Consider the following 17,736-nt stretch of genomic DNA (forward strand, 5'->3'; position numbering starts at 1 on the left):
CAAGAGTATTCTAGGGGTTAGGATTATTAAGGTTAGCTTATATTTAAATTATAATATTATTTGAAATATAAATTATCATCATTTTTTACCAACGCACAAATAGTCAAAATTCTATCAATTTGTTTATCAGTTATGTTACTATTCAATGATAATCGAATTACATTATTATTCTTTGATATTGCTGGACGACAAAATACAGCACCAAATATTCCATTGTTCTCTAAATAATCTCTGACTTTTTCAGTATTTCTTTCATCTCCAGTTTCTAGTGCAATGATTTGCGATTGACTCCTGATATTCAATCCAATTTCATTTAATCCTGAGCGTAGTTTTTTCGCGATGCGATGTAGATGCTCTCTTTTAGCGTTGGCTGCTTTAATGATCTCTAATGTCGCATGTAATGCTTCGACTTCGTAAGGTAATATTGTTGAGCTAAAAATAGCAGGGTAACCGACAAATGGTATACACAGGTTAACATTATTATTTGCCCAAATTGCTCCCGCTCGATAGGCAAAAGTTTTAGCAAGGCTGGCTGTAATAAAATCAACTTTCTCCGTTAACCCAAGTTGACTGACAAGCCCTGAACCTTGCTCTCCATGAGTACCTAGCGAATGTGATTCATCGACTAAAATGGCACAATCGTTTTGCTTAGCGATTGCAACTAACTCTTCTAGTGGTGCAACGGTACCAATGGCACTATATATGGAATCCACCGCAATCAGTCCTGGGCCATGACGAGCAATCAATTTCGCTAAGTGTGCACAGTTGTTATGCATAAAAGGGTGAATGTTAGCATTTGCGTAACGAGCACCTTCCCACATCGACATATGCGCGAAAAAATCAATATAAACATTACCTTGTGGTGCACATATGGCTTGTAAAAGCCCGATATTAGCATTCCACCCTGACTGAGATAACAAGCAGCTATCAAATCCAATAAATTGGGCTAGTTGAGTCTCTAGATAAGGTTTCGTCTCTTCATCTTGAAGATAAATAGCAGACATAAAAATGCTATCATGACTTTTGTCAATTGCATTCTTTAACCGTGCTTTAATCAATGGATGATCAGCAAGGCTTAAATAGTCGTTACTTTGCAATATGATGTCATTCTTAATAGGACGCTTCCCTAGGACGAGATGTTTGCCATTATCATTGCTATTTATCAAATCATTGATAAAATAGTTAATTCTAGACTGGATAAATGTGGGCAGGTTGCATTTCCACTTGTTTGTGTTCATTGTTATATCCTTTGTATGATTTTAAATTTAATGCCAGCTGACAAAGGATATATTGACTTTGGTTTTTAATTTGTCACTATCGAATGTTTATTGTTTTGTTTGTTATTACAATATAAGATATAGTGTCTTTTATATCGTGCTTAATTAATTAGGCTTATCAAGCCTTGAATTAATATATTCATATGGATTTATTAATTCAAGGCTGTTATTTTTTAGGCTGAATTTCAGGCCAGTACATTTTAATATAGCCAATGGATACCCATACCACCAAAATGCTAGCAATACTTAATTCAAATAATCCAAATCTGTGTAGCCAATACCACTGAGGATATTCAGCTTGGAAAAAAGTGGTTAGGCGATGCATGGCAATTGCACTGATTACTGATGGAAATGTTACTGCCGCAATCGATGGTTGGAATTTCAGCCTTAACAACCGAATATAGCAAAGATAAATAAGTAGGGTCATTGTGATAGCAATACCAGCAAGTGCTCCGGTTAATATTGGGTCTGGTGCAGGAAAATTAACTAAATAGGTTGCAAGCGTGAGATTGATTGGGGCCGCCATTATAGCGAGCGTTGGTCGTGCCCGCTTAGGCAGCATTCCTGCGAATACAAGACGGTAAAGGATAAGTGGTAGCATGAAAAAATAGATAGCAATACAGACAGTTACCAATGTTTCGGAGAATAAAGTATGCCCAAACTGAGTGCCAGCTAAAGAACTACTGATTACCCCAACGGGGTAAAGAAACCAACTTGGGACAATATTGGATATTTTGAAGTTAACTATCTGAAAACTAAAAAATAGTATCATCATTGTTAAATGAAGCAACAGGGCAGAGAACCAAATAGGATAGGCAATGAGTGGCGATATCAGAGCTAGGTAGTCACACAGAATAAGTAATGTCATACTCATTGGGGCCATCAAGCTGCCGGATAGCGGGTGGCGAATATCCGTAATGAAGGTTCTAAAACTACTAAAATATTTCACTAATACAGGCAGTAAAAGCAATGCCCCAATAGCTGCCAAGTATGGACGAATGCTTATGCCAATTTGTGGAATGTACAATGCCCATGCTTGCCCAAGGCTGACCACGCCCAAAGCAAGGGCGGCTTGTGAAGGTGGGGTGTTTTGTACCTGGACTAACCTTTTCCAATTCAACGATAAACTCCATATCTTAATTTGTTCTAAAACGACCTATGTTTTAGACGACAACAAACTAAGACATTATTAAGTTTATCGTTAAGTTGTGCAACATAACGCGACTGTTTTGTAACGTTAGTAACGCTTTGGTTGCAAATGACTTTCTATCCTTAAAGTCGGTTATCACTCTTTTGGTGGCAGATCTTGCTGCTGTAATTTCGCGTTTTTCAATGTTCGGTGCAGTAACTGGCTATAGATTGGTTGTCCACCGAGCATTTGCGCAAAAATTACAGCTCCAAGGCTGGTGATGATTAACGGTAAAATTAAGTAGTAATTGTTGGTCATTTCTATTACTAGCAAAATACCTGTGATTGGCGCACGGACTGTGGCTGCAAACAACGCTCCCATACCGGCAATGGCGAACATACCTGGGTCTATAGACAGTTCAGGCAGTAGACCTTGGGCAATCAAGCCAAATGCGTAGCCAAATAGAGTTCCAAGTGCCAACATTGGCGCGAAAATACCTCCAGGTGCTCCAGAGCCAAAGCAAATTAAGGTAGTAAAAATACGACCAATGAATAGTAAGAGGAGTAACATTGCGCCGTAGTCACCGTTGGTGATATTAGGGATCAACGCGATACCGCCTCCAGTCAATTCTGGGATATAAAGTAATGTAAGCCCAAAACAACCGCCCAATAAAGAACCGGTAAGTAAATACCGTTTGCGATCGTTTTTATGTATTTTGGTGAACATATCTTGCGAGAGAGTAATCAGCTTATTGAAAAGAACGCCAAATATCCCAAATAGTCCACCTAGAAGTAAAAACAACCATAATGCTGCTAATTCTGGCGCTTGGTACTGAGGCATATAAATAACAGCGGCTTGACCATTGATCATACGAAATACGATGTTAGCCGCAACGGCTGAGATAATGACCGCACGTACTGAAATTAGCGTATAGCGAAACTGTGGACGCATTTCTTCAATAACAAACATAATACCAGCAAGTGGTGCGTTGAAAGCGGCAGCTAGACCTCCCGCAGCACCTGAAGCCAGCAATGAATGGCGAGTGTCGTCATTCTTGATGCGGAAAATATCGGAGACCATACGACCAATTGCACCACCCATCTGCACGGTTGGCCCTTCACGACCTAAAACCATCCCCGAGCCGAGAGCTCCCATACCACCGAAAAATTTAACTGGAAGAACACGCCACCATCTTACTGGGCGCATACCATCCATTGCTCCTTCAATTTCAGGAATACCAGACCCTGCAGCCTCTGGAGCAAAGCGGTGAACAAGAAAATAGCCTATGAATGCCAGTGCAGCACTAATGAGAAATGCAGCTAACCAAAGTGGTAAAATATTGCCAATTTCACTTCTTAACCATTCGGTTCGTGTTTCAGAAACTAAATGCACCGCTGCCTCAAAATAGGTGCCAACAATGCCAGCGAGTATCCCGACGATGAGAGAGAGAAAAAGAACAGAAAATGGTGTTTTTTCCTTAGAGAGAAATTGGTTAATGGTATCTTTAGGAACTTTAGCAAGTAGTGACTGCTTTAACTTCTCTCTTTTGGTCATTTAAAATGGGCCTCGGGTATCGTTGATATATGGATGTCGCAGAATTATACGCTCGAATGTGATCAACTATAGCGTCAAAGCTGGAATGTTGATTTTCATATATGGAAAACTGATAGCTTACTTGTCCAAAATGAGATCTAAACGGTAAAAAAAATCGGTCTACAACTTGCTATGTACCAAAAATGAACCATATTTAAAGCGTAAGGCAGATTCAATATCGTACACGGAGGAAGAAAGCCTTACCTACAATTTGGATGGAATCAATATTCAATTCTATTTCCTCGTAAATGATTGGGTTGCATCTATAGCCTCCCCAATTCGCAAACTCACGATTGAGTAACGAGGTAAAGGGCGCGCTCCTGCAGTGCGCCTTTTGTCATTCTGACATGCTAGTTTCAAGCTTAGCGCATACTCTTCAAACGCTGCACCTTGTCATTATTTCAGTATATACTCCGTCAAAAGGAGTGCTGACATGACAAAAAAAGTACCAACTAACATTATTACTGGTTTTCTTGGTGTTGGAAAAACCACGGCAATTTTAAGCCTATTGAAAAATAAACCTGCCGATGAAAAGTGGGCGGTGCTCGTCAATGAATTTGGAGAAATTGGCATTGATGGGGCGATTATGTCTAACCAAGGCGCGTTGATCAAAGAAGTACCGGGCGGCTGTATGTGTTGCACCGCAGGTGTCCCTATGTCGGTTGGCATCAATGCGCTGCTTAGACAAAGACCTGACCGATTATTGATCGAGCCGACAGGTTTGGGACACCCAAAGCAAGTTGTCGCGACATTAACCTCAGAGCAATATCAAGCCTATGTTGATTTGAAAGCAACAATTGCGTTAGTTGACCCGCGAAATCTACGTGATGAAAAATATACATCCAATCAAAATTTTAATGATCAATTGGCGAGTGCTGATGTGGTCATTGGTAATAAAGTCGATCAATGCACCAGTGATGATATTGACGCTTTTAATGATTGGGTTACGGATCAAATACCTGCTAAGGTATTTAGCAAATTAGTAAAGCAAGGACAATTGCCATTAGAGTTGCTTGATATTGAACGCCTTCATGGTAGTGCATCGACTTATATTGAATCTCACCACCATCATCATGCAGCATTAGAACCCCAGTTTGAGCTAGAGCCGGGCAAAGCGTTCGTTCGTAAAGAAAATCGAGGACAAGGCTACTTTAGTTGTGGTTGGTTATTTGGTGCAGAGTACCATTTTGACTTTGATGAGCTATTTTCAATGCTGAGTGCATTAACGGCAGAGCGAGTTAAAGCTGTCGTAAATACCGATAAAGGTTGCTACGCATTTAATGTCGCTAATGGTGTGGTTTCGGTCAATGAAATGAGTTTGGAAGGGTTTGAGTCACGGTTAGAAGTGATCGATTCTCAATTAATGCCTTGGGATCAGCTCGAAGCGATATTATTGAAATTGGCCAATATTGAAGCATAATCAGGAAAATAAAAGGGCAATGTGATATTGCCCTTAGTCAGCTTAAACTGTCGATGTATTGTCCGCTTTACTATCGTTTATTTCGCAAGTAGCGTTTACGTCTTTCTTCTTTTCGCTTCGCTTTTTCTTCAGCATCGCGCGCGGCACGTTCTTCAACTTCGATAAGCTCCTGCGTGATCATTTCTGGTCGTTCCAATGTGATTTGCCCGAGAGTACCTTGACGAAGTTCATGCAAAAGAATTTCAGAAGCTTTATGTAAATCGATACGTCCACCTGAGCGTAAAGCGCCCCGCTTGCGACCAATCTCTTCCATCCATTCGACATCTGATTGCGGCAATTCTTCTATCTGATAGCGTTCTTGTAAACGTTCAGGATATTCCTTGCTTAAATATTCGACAGTATAGAAAGCGACTTCATCGTATTCCATCGCAGTATCTTTCACAGCACCGGTGGCGGCTAAGCGAAAGCCACTGTGTGGGTTTTCTACTTTAGGCCACAAAATTCCCGGAGTGTCTGAAAGCACGATACCATTTTGCAAATTTATTCGTTGTTGGCGACGAGTGACGGCAGGTTGGTTGCCAGTTTGTGCGATAGTTCGCCCAGCTAATGTATTGATTATCGTCGATTTACCAACATTTGGAATGCCCATAATCATGGTGCGAATATTTTTGCCAATTTCTTCACGGTGTGGGGCTAACTTACGACACAGTTCTAATATCTTATGAACTTCTTGAGGGTTAGCGGTCGTAATTGCCATCGCTTTTACACCTTGCTCTTTTTCAAAATGTTCGATCCAAAGTTCAGTCATTTCTGGGTCAGCTAAATCACGCTTATTGAGCACTTTGACACAAGGTTTATCACCACGTAAATGAGAGATTAATGGATTTTCACTGCTAAACGGAATTCGAGCATCTAACACTTCGATAATCACATCAACTTGTGGAATGACTTCTTCGATTTCCTTGCGTGCTTTATGCATATGTCCCGGAAACCATTGAATTGTGTTGTTAACCATTTGAAAACTGCCTTTTAATGTGAAAATTCTGCTAGTGGGGAAGATAGCATTGATTGATGTTTATCATAATCATCAACAAGGTTTACTGATGACCACCGCAGTTTTAGATGTGACGATGTTAACATTTAATTGGTGAGGCTGGAATCTAAGCTGTGTCGCGCACTTTACATACTCTGTCAATGGTGCAGCGGCTTAGACTTGCGACGCTAGCTCAGTTGCATCTCTTGAGAGTGAGAGTGCACTAAGCCGAGCAAAAATTTGGTCATATCATGCCTAGTTGAGCGGTTTTTTGCTCTGCGGGGCAGCTTATTGCTCAATTTGTTAGATTTAAATCTAACTTGTTGAAATATAGCACCTTAATACTGGTGTTATTTTTGCTTAATGAGGCATTGAATTATGCAATACGACTCACGAAAGGACCAAACTATGTCAGCCACTCTTCGAACCATTTCTTACCAAGCGTTATTAAACGCAGAGCAAGCCCATATGCCAGCCGTAAGATTGTGTTCTACGCAGGGGAAACCGTCATGATCCTCTCTTGGTTTCAACAGCAGCAAAATCATCGCTATTGGTTAGTTGATCGCAAGCTTCACAAGCAGGCCTTACAGCAAAATGGGGGTTTTGGATTTGAAGAAGCCGCGCCTCTGTTTTATGGTTCATTACCAGCAAGCGATATCAGCTCTCGATCAAGAAATTGCTACTTTACAGAATAATTATTTCACCGTTAAACAAACTTGGGCTGAATCATTAAGTGATGGTACACCAGTATTGAGTCTGGGACATTTGAAGACTGAGATGCACTCTATGACTAGACTAATAGAGAACCGTAATCAGATTAGAGGTGAACTAAAGCAGATAGTCTCTGATCCTCAGCGCTTACCTCTAGCGAAGTTATTAATAGCGCAAAAAACATTACCTGATGAAATTAAGGAACAATTACAATGAAGTTATTGAATAACCCCACAAGGAAAAAAAGAATATCAATTATTGTATTGTTCATAGTATTGGTTTTTCTTAGTTATGATTATTACCAGACTTCTCAACCGAATATTTGGGGTGATGAACCAGATGAGCCCTATATTACCATATCAGGCAAAAAGCCTATAGATGCTTATTTAGACGTTTGGACTCATTTTTGGGTGACAGGAGATGAGTGTGAGGCCTATTCCTACGATTTATTTGGTCAAAAAGCCCATAAAGGAGGAAAGATAAGCCAGAAAATTACGCATGATTTTGCTAAAGATGATTCACGTTATGAATTTAGGATCCCTTACCAAACGTATAAGAACTCACAAAATTGTATAGTGGAATTAAGAGACTTTTCCATTCAAGCGTACAATACATTTGATACTGTTGGCTTTGCCCAATTACGAGTCTCACCAGCAGGCAATGAATATTATAATAGATCAATTGAGTTTGGTTCTTCTATTGAAGCAAAAAACTGTAGAGCAAGATATTACGAAGACTTGAAAGAATGGTCTACAGGCTTGGCTTGCAGTTTTTATACTAATGGAAAAATGAGAGATAAAAAAGATTTGCTCGAATTCAACGCTTACACTGTCTACTACAATTTCTCTAAATTCAATAATGACACCGTGATTCATTACGATATTTTAGCCGGTGAAAATTACCGCTCTGAGCCGTTAGATAAAGAGCCACAATAGTAATATTTATCGCGAAAGAAACGCTTGAAGCGGCAACTACTATTGCAGCTTCAAGTTGAACCTATTCCCTTCCTACTTGAAGTTGCAGTGGTGTTGGTTACGTTAGCTCACCGCCTACTTGCAACCTGAACAAGTTGCTTGATTATATAATATAATCCTCATGGTTTATTAATATATTTTAACTACTAGTTATTACCATGGGTGAAAAATAATGAAATATTATTTATTGTTGTTACTTTTTCTTATTTAATTTTTTTTGTTAATTGAAAATTGTGATTCTGGCATTGAAAAAAATATAATTAAGATTGTTTGTATAGCTTTGGTGATCAAAGATTTCGATAGACTCGGCCATTATCTGAAAATAGTGGTTGATATATAAAAGCTAAAATAAACACATATGGGGCTAATATGAACAATACATTTAAATTATCATTTGCTGCTGCTTTAATTGCCGCAACCATGACAGCCAATGCTGGCATTAGCATTGTCAATAATGAAATGGGGCGCTTCTCTATCGCGGGTAACGTAGAGCTTAATTTTAATTATCAACATCGTGAATCAAATGCGTCTGGCGATAATGAACTTAATCAAGATGGCCGTGTATTGATGGAGTTTTCTGGTCAAAAGTACACTTCAAACGGTCATTATGTCGGTGTGAAAGCGCAACCACTATTCGAAAGCACGGGTAATATCGCGCTGGATGATGCTTATTTTGAATTTGGCAAACAAGAAGGTTGGGCAGTCAAAGCAGGGCGTTTCGAAGCCTACAATATGTTCCCTGTTGGGGCGGACGTATTCCTTGATTATTCAGGTGATACAGCCAACGACTTATATACCGATGGTGCGGTGTACACTTATCAAATGAAGGAAGCACGTGGACGTGGTTCTGACGGGCAAATTATGTACAGCCAATCATTTGATAACCTGTATGTTGAGTTTGGTGCCATGATGGGTAACCGTTCTGATCTATTCAATGGTGGTGTGGGCAGTAGCTACCATGGAAAAACAATCGATGATTCAAAAGATTCATTACTTATTCGCCCTGTCGTGGCTTACCAATCGGGGAACTTTACTCTTGCTGGGTCATTAGAAACGAACTTAGTTTCTAATGCTGTTACAGCCAATGGTGTCGATATATCTGATCGCACGGGCTATGGCCTAACAGGAAATTGGTCTAATGATGAGCTTTCAATTAATGCCAATATGGCGTATTTGGATGCGGTAGATGAAAACAATCTATCAGTTGGCCTAAATGCTGTATGGAATGGGTTTGGTGTGGGTTATGTTTACTCGACCAATGAATATGAAAATAAAGTATTTTCATGGGCTGAAGGTAACGTGAATATCTCAGCTTGGTATGCATCTTACGAATTTAACAATGTGTTAGAAGTGAAAGATTTCTCTGTTCTTCTTGGCACATATTTCACGTCGGTATCAAATCAATTAGATACGCAGGTTCAACAAGAAGCATTTGCAGAAGACGACGATTTCGGAGCTCGAGTTCGTTTGTATTATCAGTTCTAATTTAATTGCGCAGCGTCAGTTTCATTATTGAAATAAGATGTTCTGAAACAAGAGAAGGGGAGAGTGAAATAATGCTCTCCCTTTTTAATTAATACGACTAACTGTTACATCGTTTGCTCAGCTAGGAAGGTTGTGAAGCTTGCCCATGATTTCTCATCGGCATCTTTTCTATAACGATCTGAACCAAAAACAGTAAAGGCATGAGGTGCACCGCCATACGTTGTCATTTCGTGAGGCACTTTTTGTGTTTCTAGCTCAGTGGCTAAGTTAGCAAATTGCTCCATGGTAATGGCTGTATCTGCTGTGCCGTGAAAAACAACAATTGGCGATTTTGTGTCAGCATACGATTGGCCTGCTGGCGTTTCAAGACCACCGTGAAAGGTAACAAAGCCTTTCGCTATCATGCCTGCTCTGGCAGACTCAAGCACTGCTGCACCACCAAAACAGTACCCCACCACAACTAGATTGTTCGCATTGCCACCCAATGTAGTTGCGAAGTCAACTCCGCCTTGCATTAGTGCCCTTAGTTTTGCTCTGTCTTTATAGAGCTCACCGGTGTGCTGGCGGCGGTCTTCGACCTTTTCAGGGCGTATACCTTTACCAAAAAGATCGACAGCGAAAACGTTGTAACCTAGCTCACGTAACATATCAGCTCGTTTCATTTCGTAATCTGTCAATCCATCCCAATCATGAACCAATAACACCAATGGCGCTGAATCTGACGCTTTCGCCCAATAGCCTTGGTAGTCATTTCCATTTACATTGTAAATTTTGCTTTCTCCCGCATAAAGATGAGTAGAGAAAATCGAGATTAAGAAAAAATAGATGTATTTCATTATTAGCTCCTTGCTATTAACTAAATTTAGTACGAAAAAAAGGCAATGTGTGATCATTTTCTATAAAGATTTATCTCATCAAGTGAATTAGGCGTAGTAGCAATATGAGCGCTTTATTCCATTTATGGTGTTAAGAGAGAAAAACATAAGGTAATCAATCAAGTTAATGACAAACTTGCCGTTACCATACTATCGACATTGGCAGAAAATTTACTTGGGGAGATCTCTACTATAATTAATGAACGAGTAAAGAGTGCAGTCCGAAAAAAAGGAATGAGCACCAAAATGAAAAAGATTCTGATGCTAGTATTATTGCTGCTTGGCCTTGCTGGTGCGGGGGCGGGATACTATTTTCTTTATTTCATTCCTCAGCAAGAATTACTTAATGTGCTTCCAGATGAAGAACCTCAAAAGCCTATAGTGGAAGCGGTTGCAGAACTTCCACCTTCCCTTAAACCTGAACTAATTGACTTTTATGTGAACTCTCCCAAATTGGGTGTGCGAGAGAAGGCAGAGAGTGAAGCTTTTGTGGAAAGAGTGCTTTACCGCGGCGATAAAGTGAAAATCCTTGAAAAAAGTGATGGTTGGGGAAGAATAACAGACTATTTTGTTTATGAAGACGGGGGGCCAGAAGTCGCTGAATGGATCCCGATGGATGGATTAGTTGAGCAACCACCTGTGATCACCAAACAAGAAAGACGTGCCACATTGACTGAATATGTGAGCAAATCGGATGACTTTAAGCTTCATGAAGAAGTGTTTTTGATGAAAACCGATGAGCTAATCAAAGAGAAAATCTGCGCTCCGCACGATTTTGAAGAGTTAGGCGGGTGGGTTAAGTCGGTTAAGTACCAAGATCGCGAGGTCTACTTTGTCTATTGCGGTGGGCAAAAATTAGCCAACAAGATTTATTTGGATGTTCAAAGCAAACAAATTTTTTATTAGTGGCGATATGCAACTCCAATTTAAGCCATGCTGCGAACTTAAGGATATTCCACGCTAAAACCGAATGTTGCTAAATTTAGATTTTTTTACTTGAGGCTAGTGAGCCTTAACAATATGATGCAGTATCAAATCAATGGTGATAACTCATTAATGCATTGGCAGTTTATTAAATACGTATGGTTTATGATTCTTGCGCTGGTTTTACCTTCGCAAGCATTGGCGTGTTTAGGCGAAAGTGATTCCTCAAACCTGCCTTCTCAATATGCCGCGTTAGATGTAAATGCCTTTTTTAATCAAGAGATTATATCGCTTGTTGATATGACTCCCCAAACGTGTGGGGATGTCCAAAACCGTTTATCCATCGCTTATATACCGATTGAAAAACTTCCCCCAACGTCTAAATCTGTTCACAGTGATACGATTCCAGCCATTGTCAGTATGGCGCGTTGGAGTGTCTCATCACGATTCGTTGATGAAGGTGAACCGACTTTCATCGATACACCTGTCATTCAAGAAGCATTAGCCGCTTCGTTTAAACTCCATTTATTTCCGATCGCTAAAATCAGTGGTTGGGAATCTCGTCCAAGTGCTTCTAACCACCGTATTTCAGGGTGGAAAGAAACAAACGCCATGTACGTTGCTCTCAATAGCCAATACTAAAATCCTCACTCCACCCTCGTGACATTGTCACGAAATTAATTTTTGTTATACCCCGACAACTTGAAGTTGCAGATAGGCATACTGTGAGCTCATTCCCATGAACTTAGATAAACTACGTGATTGGAACATAGCTAACACCTCCATAGCTTCAAGTATGAAAAGTACATAACTCAGCTCAAGCTGAGGAGATTGGCATGAGAAAAAATCATCATCAAAAGGCGTCTGTACGTCTGATTAACCATTATTCCTTATGGAAATATGTGGTGTTAGCGGTCACGGTTATCGTCCTTGCATTAAGTGCGATACCAACTTGGTATGGCGAGCAACCGTCGATTCAACTCGACACTGCAACCAATGATACGACGTTAAGTTCAGTCGTAGCACTACATCGTTTGCTGGAAAACAATAGAATTGATGTTCAAAAAATTGATCAACAAGGCACGAAGACAACCTTAGTTTTTCCAGATGAAACGCAGCAAACGAAAGCGCGTGAATTGCTCGATGGCATGATTGAGAAAGGCGATAGTATTAGTTTTTCGTACGTGTCTATGGCTCCGGCTTGGTTATCCCATATGGGATTTAACCCAATAAAGCTTGGTTTAGATTTACGTGGTGGTGTCCAATTTTTATTAAATGTGGACGTAGATAAAGCGTTCCAAGAGCAGCGTGAAAGCATGATTGATACTGTGAGAGATATGTTACGAGAAGAGCATATTCGCGGGGTCAAAATCAGTACAAAAGGAGTAGATGGTTTTAACATTATCAGTGCATCCGCTATTGGTTTAGATAAGGTGAATACTTTTCTCAAGCAGACTTATACGGGCTGGGATATTCAACGATCATCTGATGCAATACTGGTGAAACCTTCAAAACAAAATCGATTAGATTTTCAAACCACCACGCTACAGCAAAACTTAAAAATCATGCGTGATCGCATTGAAGAACTCGGCATCACCGAAGCGATGGTGCAACGTCAAGGTGAACACAGTATTCGTATTGAATTACCAGGAGTGCAAGACCCGTCTCAAGCGAAAAACGTCATCGGTGCCACGGCAAGCTTAGCTTTTTACGAGGCTAAGTCATCCAGTGAAGCATTTACATCGCAAGACATTGTTTTGCAAGACAACAATGGACGTCCTGTTGTTCTTGTTAAGCGTCCGGTATTAACCGGGGATCATATCGTCAATGCCCGAGCTGGACTTGACCAAATGGGCTTTTCGGAAGTGAATATCTCGTTGGATCACGCTGGTGGAAAAGTGATGAGTGACTTTTCTTCTAAACACATTGGTAAGCCCATGGCCACGGTATATCGTGAATACACGACCAATGCGCGAGGAGAAACTCAACGCAGTGAAAAAGTAATCAGTGTAGCGACGATTCAATCGCAGCTTGGTAGCCAATTTAGGATCACTGGTGCGGGATCGATGGAAGAGGCGCAGCAACTTGCTTTGCTACTTCGTGCCGGCTCGTTGACCGCGCCAGTTACTATTGTTGAAGAGCGAACCATTGGCGCTTCACTAGGTGCTGAAAATATCGAGAATGGTTTTGCCGCTTTGGCGTTGGGGATGGGGCTAACCTTGGTCTTTATGGCGCTGTGGTATCGACGTTTAGGCTGGGTCGCAAACCTTGCTTTGCTATTTAATATGGTGTGTTTAATTGGCTTAATTGCATTGTTACCTGGAGCGGTACTGACACTGCCCGGCATTGCAGGCTTAGTATTAACTGTTGGTATGGCCGTTGATACCAATGTGCTTATTTTTGAACGTATTAAAGATAAATTGGCGGAAGGGCGCAGCTTCGCTCAAGCGATTGATAAAGGTTTTTCGAGTGCCTTTAGCACCATTTTAGATGCCAATGTGACGACAATGATTACAGCGGTCATTTTGTATTCAATAGGCAATGGGCCAATTCAAGGTTTTGCACTGACGCTAGGCCTTGGCATTTTAACTAGTATGTTCAGCGGTGTATTTACCTCTCGAGCAATCATTAACCTAGTGTGGGGACGAGATTCTCGTCGTGATGTGAGGGTATAATTATGGTCAGTTTTCTAAAAAAACACATTCGTTCAATTCGCTATATTACCAGTATTTTCTCGGTCGCATTGATGCTTATATCACTGATAGCATTAGGGGCTAAAGGGCTCAATATGGGGCTCGATTTCACCGGTGGTATGGTAACGGAAGTCACGGTAGATAAAACGGTTACAAGCACTGAATTGGTCGATTCCTTGAAACCTTCATTGGGTGAGGCAACGGCCGTAACAAAAGCGGGCGAAGCAGGCCGGTGGCTCATTCGTTACCCTTTACCATCAGCAGATCAAGATTCGCCCAGTATTGTAAAACTATTGGATGGTGTGTCATCGCAAGTTACTGTTGTCAGTAACAGTATGGTTGGATCTCAAGTTGGACAAGACTTGGTTGACCAAGGCAGTTTGGCACTGATGATCTGTTTGCTTTCAATTTTAGGGTACTTATGTTTTCGCTTTGAGTGGCGTCTTGCCAGTGGTTCTCTGCTCGCGTTAGTGCATGATGTTGTTCTGGTTCTAGGTTTTTTTGCCATCACACAAATGGAGTTTAATTTAACCGTGTTTGCTGCGGTGCTGGCTATTTTAGGTTACTCCTTGAACGACTCGATTATCATTGCCGACCGGATCCGTGAGTTATTGGTCGCCAAACAGCACACCCCAACCAAAGAGATTAACGATCAAGCGGTGATTGCGACATTCTCACGAACTATGGTGACATCGGGTACAACCCTCATTACAGTTGCCGCTTTGTGGTTGATGGGGGGCGCACCGCTAGAAGGGTTTGCAACGGCAATGTTTATTGGCATTATCTCGGGTACTTGGTCTTCGATCTCAATTGGCACGGTATTACCTGAGTGGTGTCATTTACAGCCCAAGCATTATTTGCCAGTGGTTGTCGATAGCGCACCTTAGCTAAAACGCAGTAACCAATAGGCCACCGATACAGGTGGCCTTAGTTTTTTATTGCAGATTTTGATTTCCCCTTTTCTTATTGCTCTGAACTGATAGCGAAATGAGCTGTAATCTATTCATTATTCATCAAAGCTCCATCGTATCTTCATTGCGCAACTTGCCATGTTCATGTCTCTCCTTTTGGACTTAATTTCTCTATTTCGAGCAAGAATGAAGAAAACTTGTTCCTGTTTTAACTTAATTGGTTGCTGCATTATGAATAAGTTATCTAAATGGAAGGATAAATATACGGTGTCATGGATGAACAGATAGCACATCGTTACTTTTTATTTAAGGCAGTGTAGAACATGACAAAACGAATTATTTCCACAGTATTACTTAGCTTACTATCCGTAGGTGTTCACGCAGAAGGATATTTAGGTGCGACCATAGGTCAAGCCAAATTTGACAATATTCATTTTGTTAAAGAAGTCTTTGGGTCATCACAAGTTGAAGGTTTCGATCTAGATGAAGATAGCTTAGCAGGCAGCATTTACGGTGGTTACAACTTTAATCGTTACATCGCGATTGAAGTAACGTTGGGTGGTTTTGATGCCATTGATAAAGAGTTAATGTCTGTCGGTGATATGGTCTATTTATCAGTACAACCTAAAGTCTCTCTACCGATTACTTCAAATTTCAACATCTTTGCGAAAGCAGGGCTTGCTTACTTTAATGCTGAAACTATTATCAGTAATTCAGTAGTTGGTGTATCAGGTAACACAACGATCAGTGATAGTGTAGTGACTGGTATGCTTGGTTTAGGGGCTGAGTATGCGTTTAGTGATCACTGGCGAGTGAGAGTAACATGGGATTACATGCGTCCAGAACTGGAACTTGCAAAATTTCCAGGTGTATCGGTTATGGCTGAACCTGACATTCATATTATGTCAGCAGGTATGAGCTACCACTTTTAGTCCTAATTTGTGGAAAGAGCACTCTGCCTTTAGAGTGCTTTATGCTATTTTGTTCAGTAGCAAATAATTAGTTATAGGACTCCTTGTGAACGAAGCGAATATTCGGCGACTTCAGCATCTCCTTAATAAATATCACTTATACCAAACTTACTCTGTTGTTATTGATGAACTAGAAGATGTACTGGCTACATCTCGTCGAAATACATCGACCATCATGAAATCATTATCTGATTTGGATTGGATCGAGTGGCTTCCCGCTGTTGGTCGAAGTAAAAGCAGCCAGTTAACGGTTAAACGTTCACTGCAAGATGTGATTCTACAAGTCTCTCGAACGGAATTAGCGCAAGGTCGATTTACCCTAATCACTAAACTTTTAGAAACCTATGGGCATACAACAGTAAAAGCGTTGGCACTTGCAACAGAGCAACAAAATCAGTGGAATGAAAAAAATAACCAACTGCTTGTGACACAGTACCCTTGGGTTAGTGAATTGGATCCAAGCAAAACTTTCCGCATGGCAGAACTTCAGGTCATCAAAAGTGTTTATGATACTTTGATCAAACAAGATCAAGAAGGCCATCTTCAAGCTAATATCGCTCATACTTGGGAAATGAAAGAGAATCGGTTTACCTTTTGGATTAGGCCTGATATTCGTTGTCATGATGGGCGCTTACTTTCCATTGATGATGTTATCGATAGTATCAAACGTTTAGTGGATAGTGCTGGTCCCGTCGAGCATTTATTCCGGCAGGTAGTTGATGTTGTGCGTCTCTCTTCTCAAAGTTTTCAGATAATCTTGCAATCAACCAATCCATTGTTTCTTTATGCGTTATCGATACCCAACGCTTCTATTGTCGTTAAAGATAAAATAAAGTTTGGAGTGAAGCGAAAAGTTTTTATTGGAACTGGGCCTTTTCGTATTCAATCGTGGGGTACAGAATCAATCATATTACAGCGTCATGATGATTATTTTTCTCCTAAAGCGTTATTACGACAAATTACTATTTCAACGCGTGGAGAAGCCTTGCTTGAACAGATGAGCTTTAACCAAAAAGAAGGGGCTAAAGAAGTACACGCTATTGATGCTTTTTCTTATCTTTGTTTTCGTCATCGACAAAACGCAGCTATTGACCGCAACACATTAGCACAGCTTGCTTGCTATATTGATAAACACAAGCATGGGTATAATTCAGCAGTTGCCGTCAGTGGGATTCATCTGCAACTTGCCATGCCGGAACCTTATGAAAAACCAACGCTGCAAGGTTCGGTGGTTCTCGCGGAGCCAACATGGACAATTCCTTATTTGAAAGATATATCCAATTGGTTACATCAAACGATTCGCTCGACGGGCATCAACCTAGAGGTGCTCACGTTAGATGATATCAATGATCCTAGTTCGGTTAGTGAATACGCTGATATTCTTTTTCTGGAAGAGACCATAGAGCAGCCTAAGGAATATGGGGTATATGAGTGGTTATTAACTAGCTCTGGCTTACGTTTTTTATTCTCACACCAAGATTTCAAGGTACACTCGGCACGCATTGATCAAGCGCTGTGCTCAACCGAACCGCTGAATGGGCTGCTTGGAATTGAACAAGAGTTGTACCTTTCTCATCACTATGTTCCTCTATTTTGGGGGAAAGATGAGATAACTCGTACTCAACAAGTTCAGGGGATACAAGTGCGTAAAACGGGTTACAGTGATTTTTGCAAATTATGGATTGCGCAACCTGAATAAAAAAAGCCACCGAAAATCGGTGGCTTAATATTATAATATCT

General features: G+C 40.7%; 14 protein-coding genes and 2 pseudogenes. 11 read left to right on the forward strand and 5 right to left on the reverse strand.

Annotated elements, in window-relative coordinates; genetic code table 11:
- Window positions 1-56: 56 nt before the first annotated feature.
- The 3 genes from cqsA to clcA form a co-directional block, all read right to left on the reverse strand.
- Complete coding sequence (gene cqsA, locus MCT08_RS15735; protein WP_338062591.1) at window positions 57-1,244, reverse strand: alpha-hydroxyketone-type quorum-sensing autoinducer synthase; 1,188 nt, start codon at window positions 1,242-1,244, stop codon at window positions 57-59.
- A 199-nt stretch (window positions 1,245-1,443) separates the two neighbouring features.
- The gene (locus tag MCT08_RS15740) at window positions 1,444-2,397 is read right to left on the reverse strand and encodes a TDT family transporter (RefSeq protein WP_274675650.1); all 954 of its coding nucleotides are present in this window, start codon (window positions 2,395-2,397) and stop codon (window positions 1,444-1,446) included.
- Window positions 2,398-2,562: 165 nt separating this feature from the next.
- Window positions 2,563-3,960 (reverse strand): H(+)/Cl(-) exchange transporter ClcA, encoded by a 1,398-nt coding sequence (clcA, locus tag MCT08_RS15745; RefSeq protein WP_274675649.1) that lies wholly within the window; start codon window positions 3,958-3,960, stop codon window positions 2,563-2,565.
- A gap of 472 nt (window positions 3,961-4,432) precedes the next feature.
- Between clcA and MCT08_RS15750 the strand changes: the two genes are divergently transcribed.
- The gene (locus tag MCT08_RS15750) at window positions 4,433-5,419 is read left to right on the forward strand and encodes a CobW family GTP-binding protein (RefSeq protein WP_274678837.1); all 987 of its coding nucleotides are present in this window, start codon (window positions 4,433-4,435) and stop codon (window positions 5,417-5,419) included.
- Window positions 5,420-5,489: 70 nt separating this feature from the next.
- Here the strand turns inward: MCT08_RS15750 and ylqF are convergent, their stop codons facing one another.
- The gene (gene ylqF / locus MCT08_RS15755) at window positions 5,490-6,434 is read right to left on the reverse strand and encodes a ribosome biogenesis GTPase YlqF (protein ID WP_053310650.1); all 945 of its coding nucleotides are present in this window, start codon (window positions 6,432-6,434) and stop codon (window positions 5,490-5,492) included.
- Window positions 6,435-6,937: 503 nt separating this feature from the next.
- Here ylqF and MCT08_RS18710 point away from each other — a divergent pair.
- From MCT08_RS18710 to MCT08_RS15775, 4 genes and pseudogenes are all read left to right on the forward strand, one after another.
- Window positions 6,938-7,096 (forward strand): annotated as a pseudogene (locus MCT08_RS18710) (DUF4123 domain-containing protein); the annotation flags it as partial.
- A pseudogene (locus MCT08_RS15765) lies at window positions 7,086-7,379 on the forward strand (lipase); the annotation flags it as partial. The pseudogenes MCT08_RS18710 and MCT08_RS15765, both read left to right, overlap by 11 nt.
- A complete protein-coding gene (locus tag MCT08_RS15770) occupies window positions 7,376-8,098 on the forward strand; it encodes a hypothetical protein (RefSeq protein WP_274678839.1) in 723 nt (240 codons plus the stop codon). The pseudogene MCT08_RS15765 and the gene MCT08_RS15770, both read left to right, overlap by 4 nt.
- Window positions 8,099-8,506: 408 nt before the next feature.
- Window positions 8,507-9,622: a carbohydrate porin gene (locus MCT08_RS15775; protein WP_274678840.1), complete on the forward strand. Its 1,116-nt coding sequence runs from the start codon at window positions 8,507-8,509 to the stop codon at window positions 9,620-9,622.
- Between the two features lie 104 nt (window positions 9,623-9,726).
- Here the strand turns inward: MCT08_RS15775 and MCT08_RS15780 are convergent, their stop codons facing one another.
- On the reverse strand, window positions 9,727-10,458 hold the full coding sequence (locus MCT08_RS15780; RefSeq protein WP_274678841.1) for a dienelactone hydrolase family protein: 732 nt from the start codon (window positions 10,456-10,458) through the stop codon (window positions 9,727-9,729).
- Between the two features lie 285 nt (window positions 10,459-10,743).
- Between MCT08_RS15780 and MCT08_RS15785 the strand changes: the two genes are divergently transcribed.
- The 6 genes from MCT08_RS15785 to MCT08_RS15810 all read left to right on the forward strand — a co-directional run bounded on the left by MCT08_RS15785 (window position 10,744) and on the right by MCT08_RS15810 (window position 17,695).
- On the forward strand, window positions 10,744-11,403 hold the full coding sequence (locus tag MCT08_RS15785) for an SH3 domain-containing protein (protein WP_274678842.1): 660 nt from the start codon (window positions 10,744-10,746) through the stop codon (window positions 11,401-11,403).
- Window positions 11,404-11,517: 114 nt separating this feature from the next.
- Window positions 11,518-12,063: a hypothetical protein gene (locus MCT08_RS15790; protein WP_274678843.1), complete on the forward strand. Its 546-nt coding sequence runs from the start codon at window positions 11,518-11,520 to the stop codon at window positions 12,061-12,063.
- Window positions 12,064-12,257: 194 nt separating this feature from the next.
- Complete coding sequence (secD, locus tag MCT08_RS15795) at window positions 12,258-14,096, forward strand: protein translocase subunit SecD (RefSeq protein ID WP_274675457.1); 1,839 nt, start codon at window positions 12,258-12,260, stop codon at window positions 14,094-14,096.
- A 2-nt stretch (window positions 14,097-14,098) separates the two neighbouring features.
- Window positions 14,099-15,001, forward strand: a complete 903-nt coding sequence (secF, locus tag MCT08_RS15800) for a protein translocase subunit SecF (protein ID WP_172533563.1) — start codon at window positions 14,099-14,101, stop codon at window positions 14,999-15,001.
- Window positions 15,002-15,348: 347 nt separating this feature from the next.
- Window positions 15,349-15,957 carry an outer membrane beta-barrel protein gene (locus tag MCT08_RS15805; protein ID WP_274678844.1) on the forward strand — a complete coding sequence of 203 codons (609 nt, stop codon included), beginning with the start codon at window positions 15,349-15,351 and terminating at the stop codon, window positions 15,955-15,957.
- An 85-nt stretch (window positions 15,958-16,042) separates the two neighbouring features.
- Window positions 16,043-17,695: an ABC transporter substrate-binding protein gene (locus MCT08_RS15810; protein WP_274678845.1), complete on the forward strand. Its 1,653-nt coding sequence runs from the start codon at window positions 16,043-16,045 to the stop codon at window positions 17,693-17,695.
- The last annotated feature ends 41 nt before the right edge of the window (window positions 17,696-17,736 follow it).

The sequence above is a fragment of the Vibrio aestuarianus genome (assembly GCF_028858425.1).
Classification (GTDB): domain Bacteria; phylum Pseudomonadota; class Gammaproteobacteria; order Enterobacterales; family Vibrionaceae; genus Vibrio; species Vibrio aestuarianus.

Bases quoted from the DNA above. Each gene is read 5' to 3' on its own strand.
- ylqF (WP_053310650.1), bottom strand. From the start codon at position 6,434: ATGGTTAACAACACAATTCAATGGTTTCCGGGACATATGCATAAAGCA.
- MCT08_RS15770 (WP_274678839.1), top strand. From the start codon at position 7,376: ATGAAGTTATTGAATAACCCCACAAGGAAAAAAAGAATATCAATTATT.
- MCT08_RS15785 (WP_274678842.1), top strand. From the start codon at position 10,744: ATGAAAAAGATTCTGATGCTAGTATTATTGCTGCTTGGCCTTGCTGGT.
- MCT08_RS15780 (WP_274678841.1), bottom strand. From the start codon at position 10,458: ATGAAATACATCTATTTTTTCTTAATCTCGATTTTCTCTACTCATCTT.
- MCT08_RS15790 (WP_274678843.1), top strand. From the start codon at position 11,518: ATGATGCAGTATCAAATCAATGGTGATAACTCATTAATGCATTGGCAG.
- MCT08_RS15805 (WP_274678844.1), top strand. From the start codon at position 15,349: ATGACAAAACGAATTATTTCCACAGTATTACTTAGCTTACTATCCGTA.
- secF (WP_172533563.1), top strand. From the start codon at position 14,099: ATGGTCAGTTTTCTAAAAAAACACATTCGTTCAATTCGCTATATTACC.
- MCT08_RS15775 (WP_274678840.1), top strand. From the start codon at position 8,507: ATGAACAATACATTTAAATTATCATTTGCTGCTGCTTTAATTGCCGCA.
- secD (WP_274675457.1), top strand. From the start codon at position 12,258: ATGAGAAAAAATCATCATCAAAAGGCGTCTGTACGTCTGATTAACCAT.
- clcA (WP_274675649.1), bottom strand. From the start codon at position 3,960: ATGACCAAAAGAGAGAAGTTAAAGCAGTCACTACTTGCTAAAGTTCCT.
- MCT08_RS15750 (WP_274678837.1), top strand. From the start codon at position 4,433: ATGACAAAAAAAGTACCAACTAACATTATTACTGGTTTTCTTGGTGTT.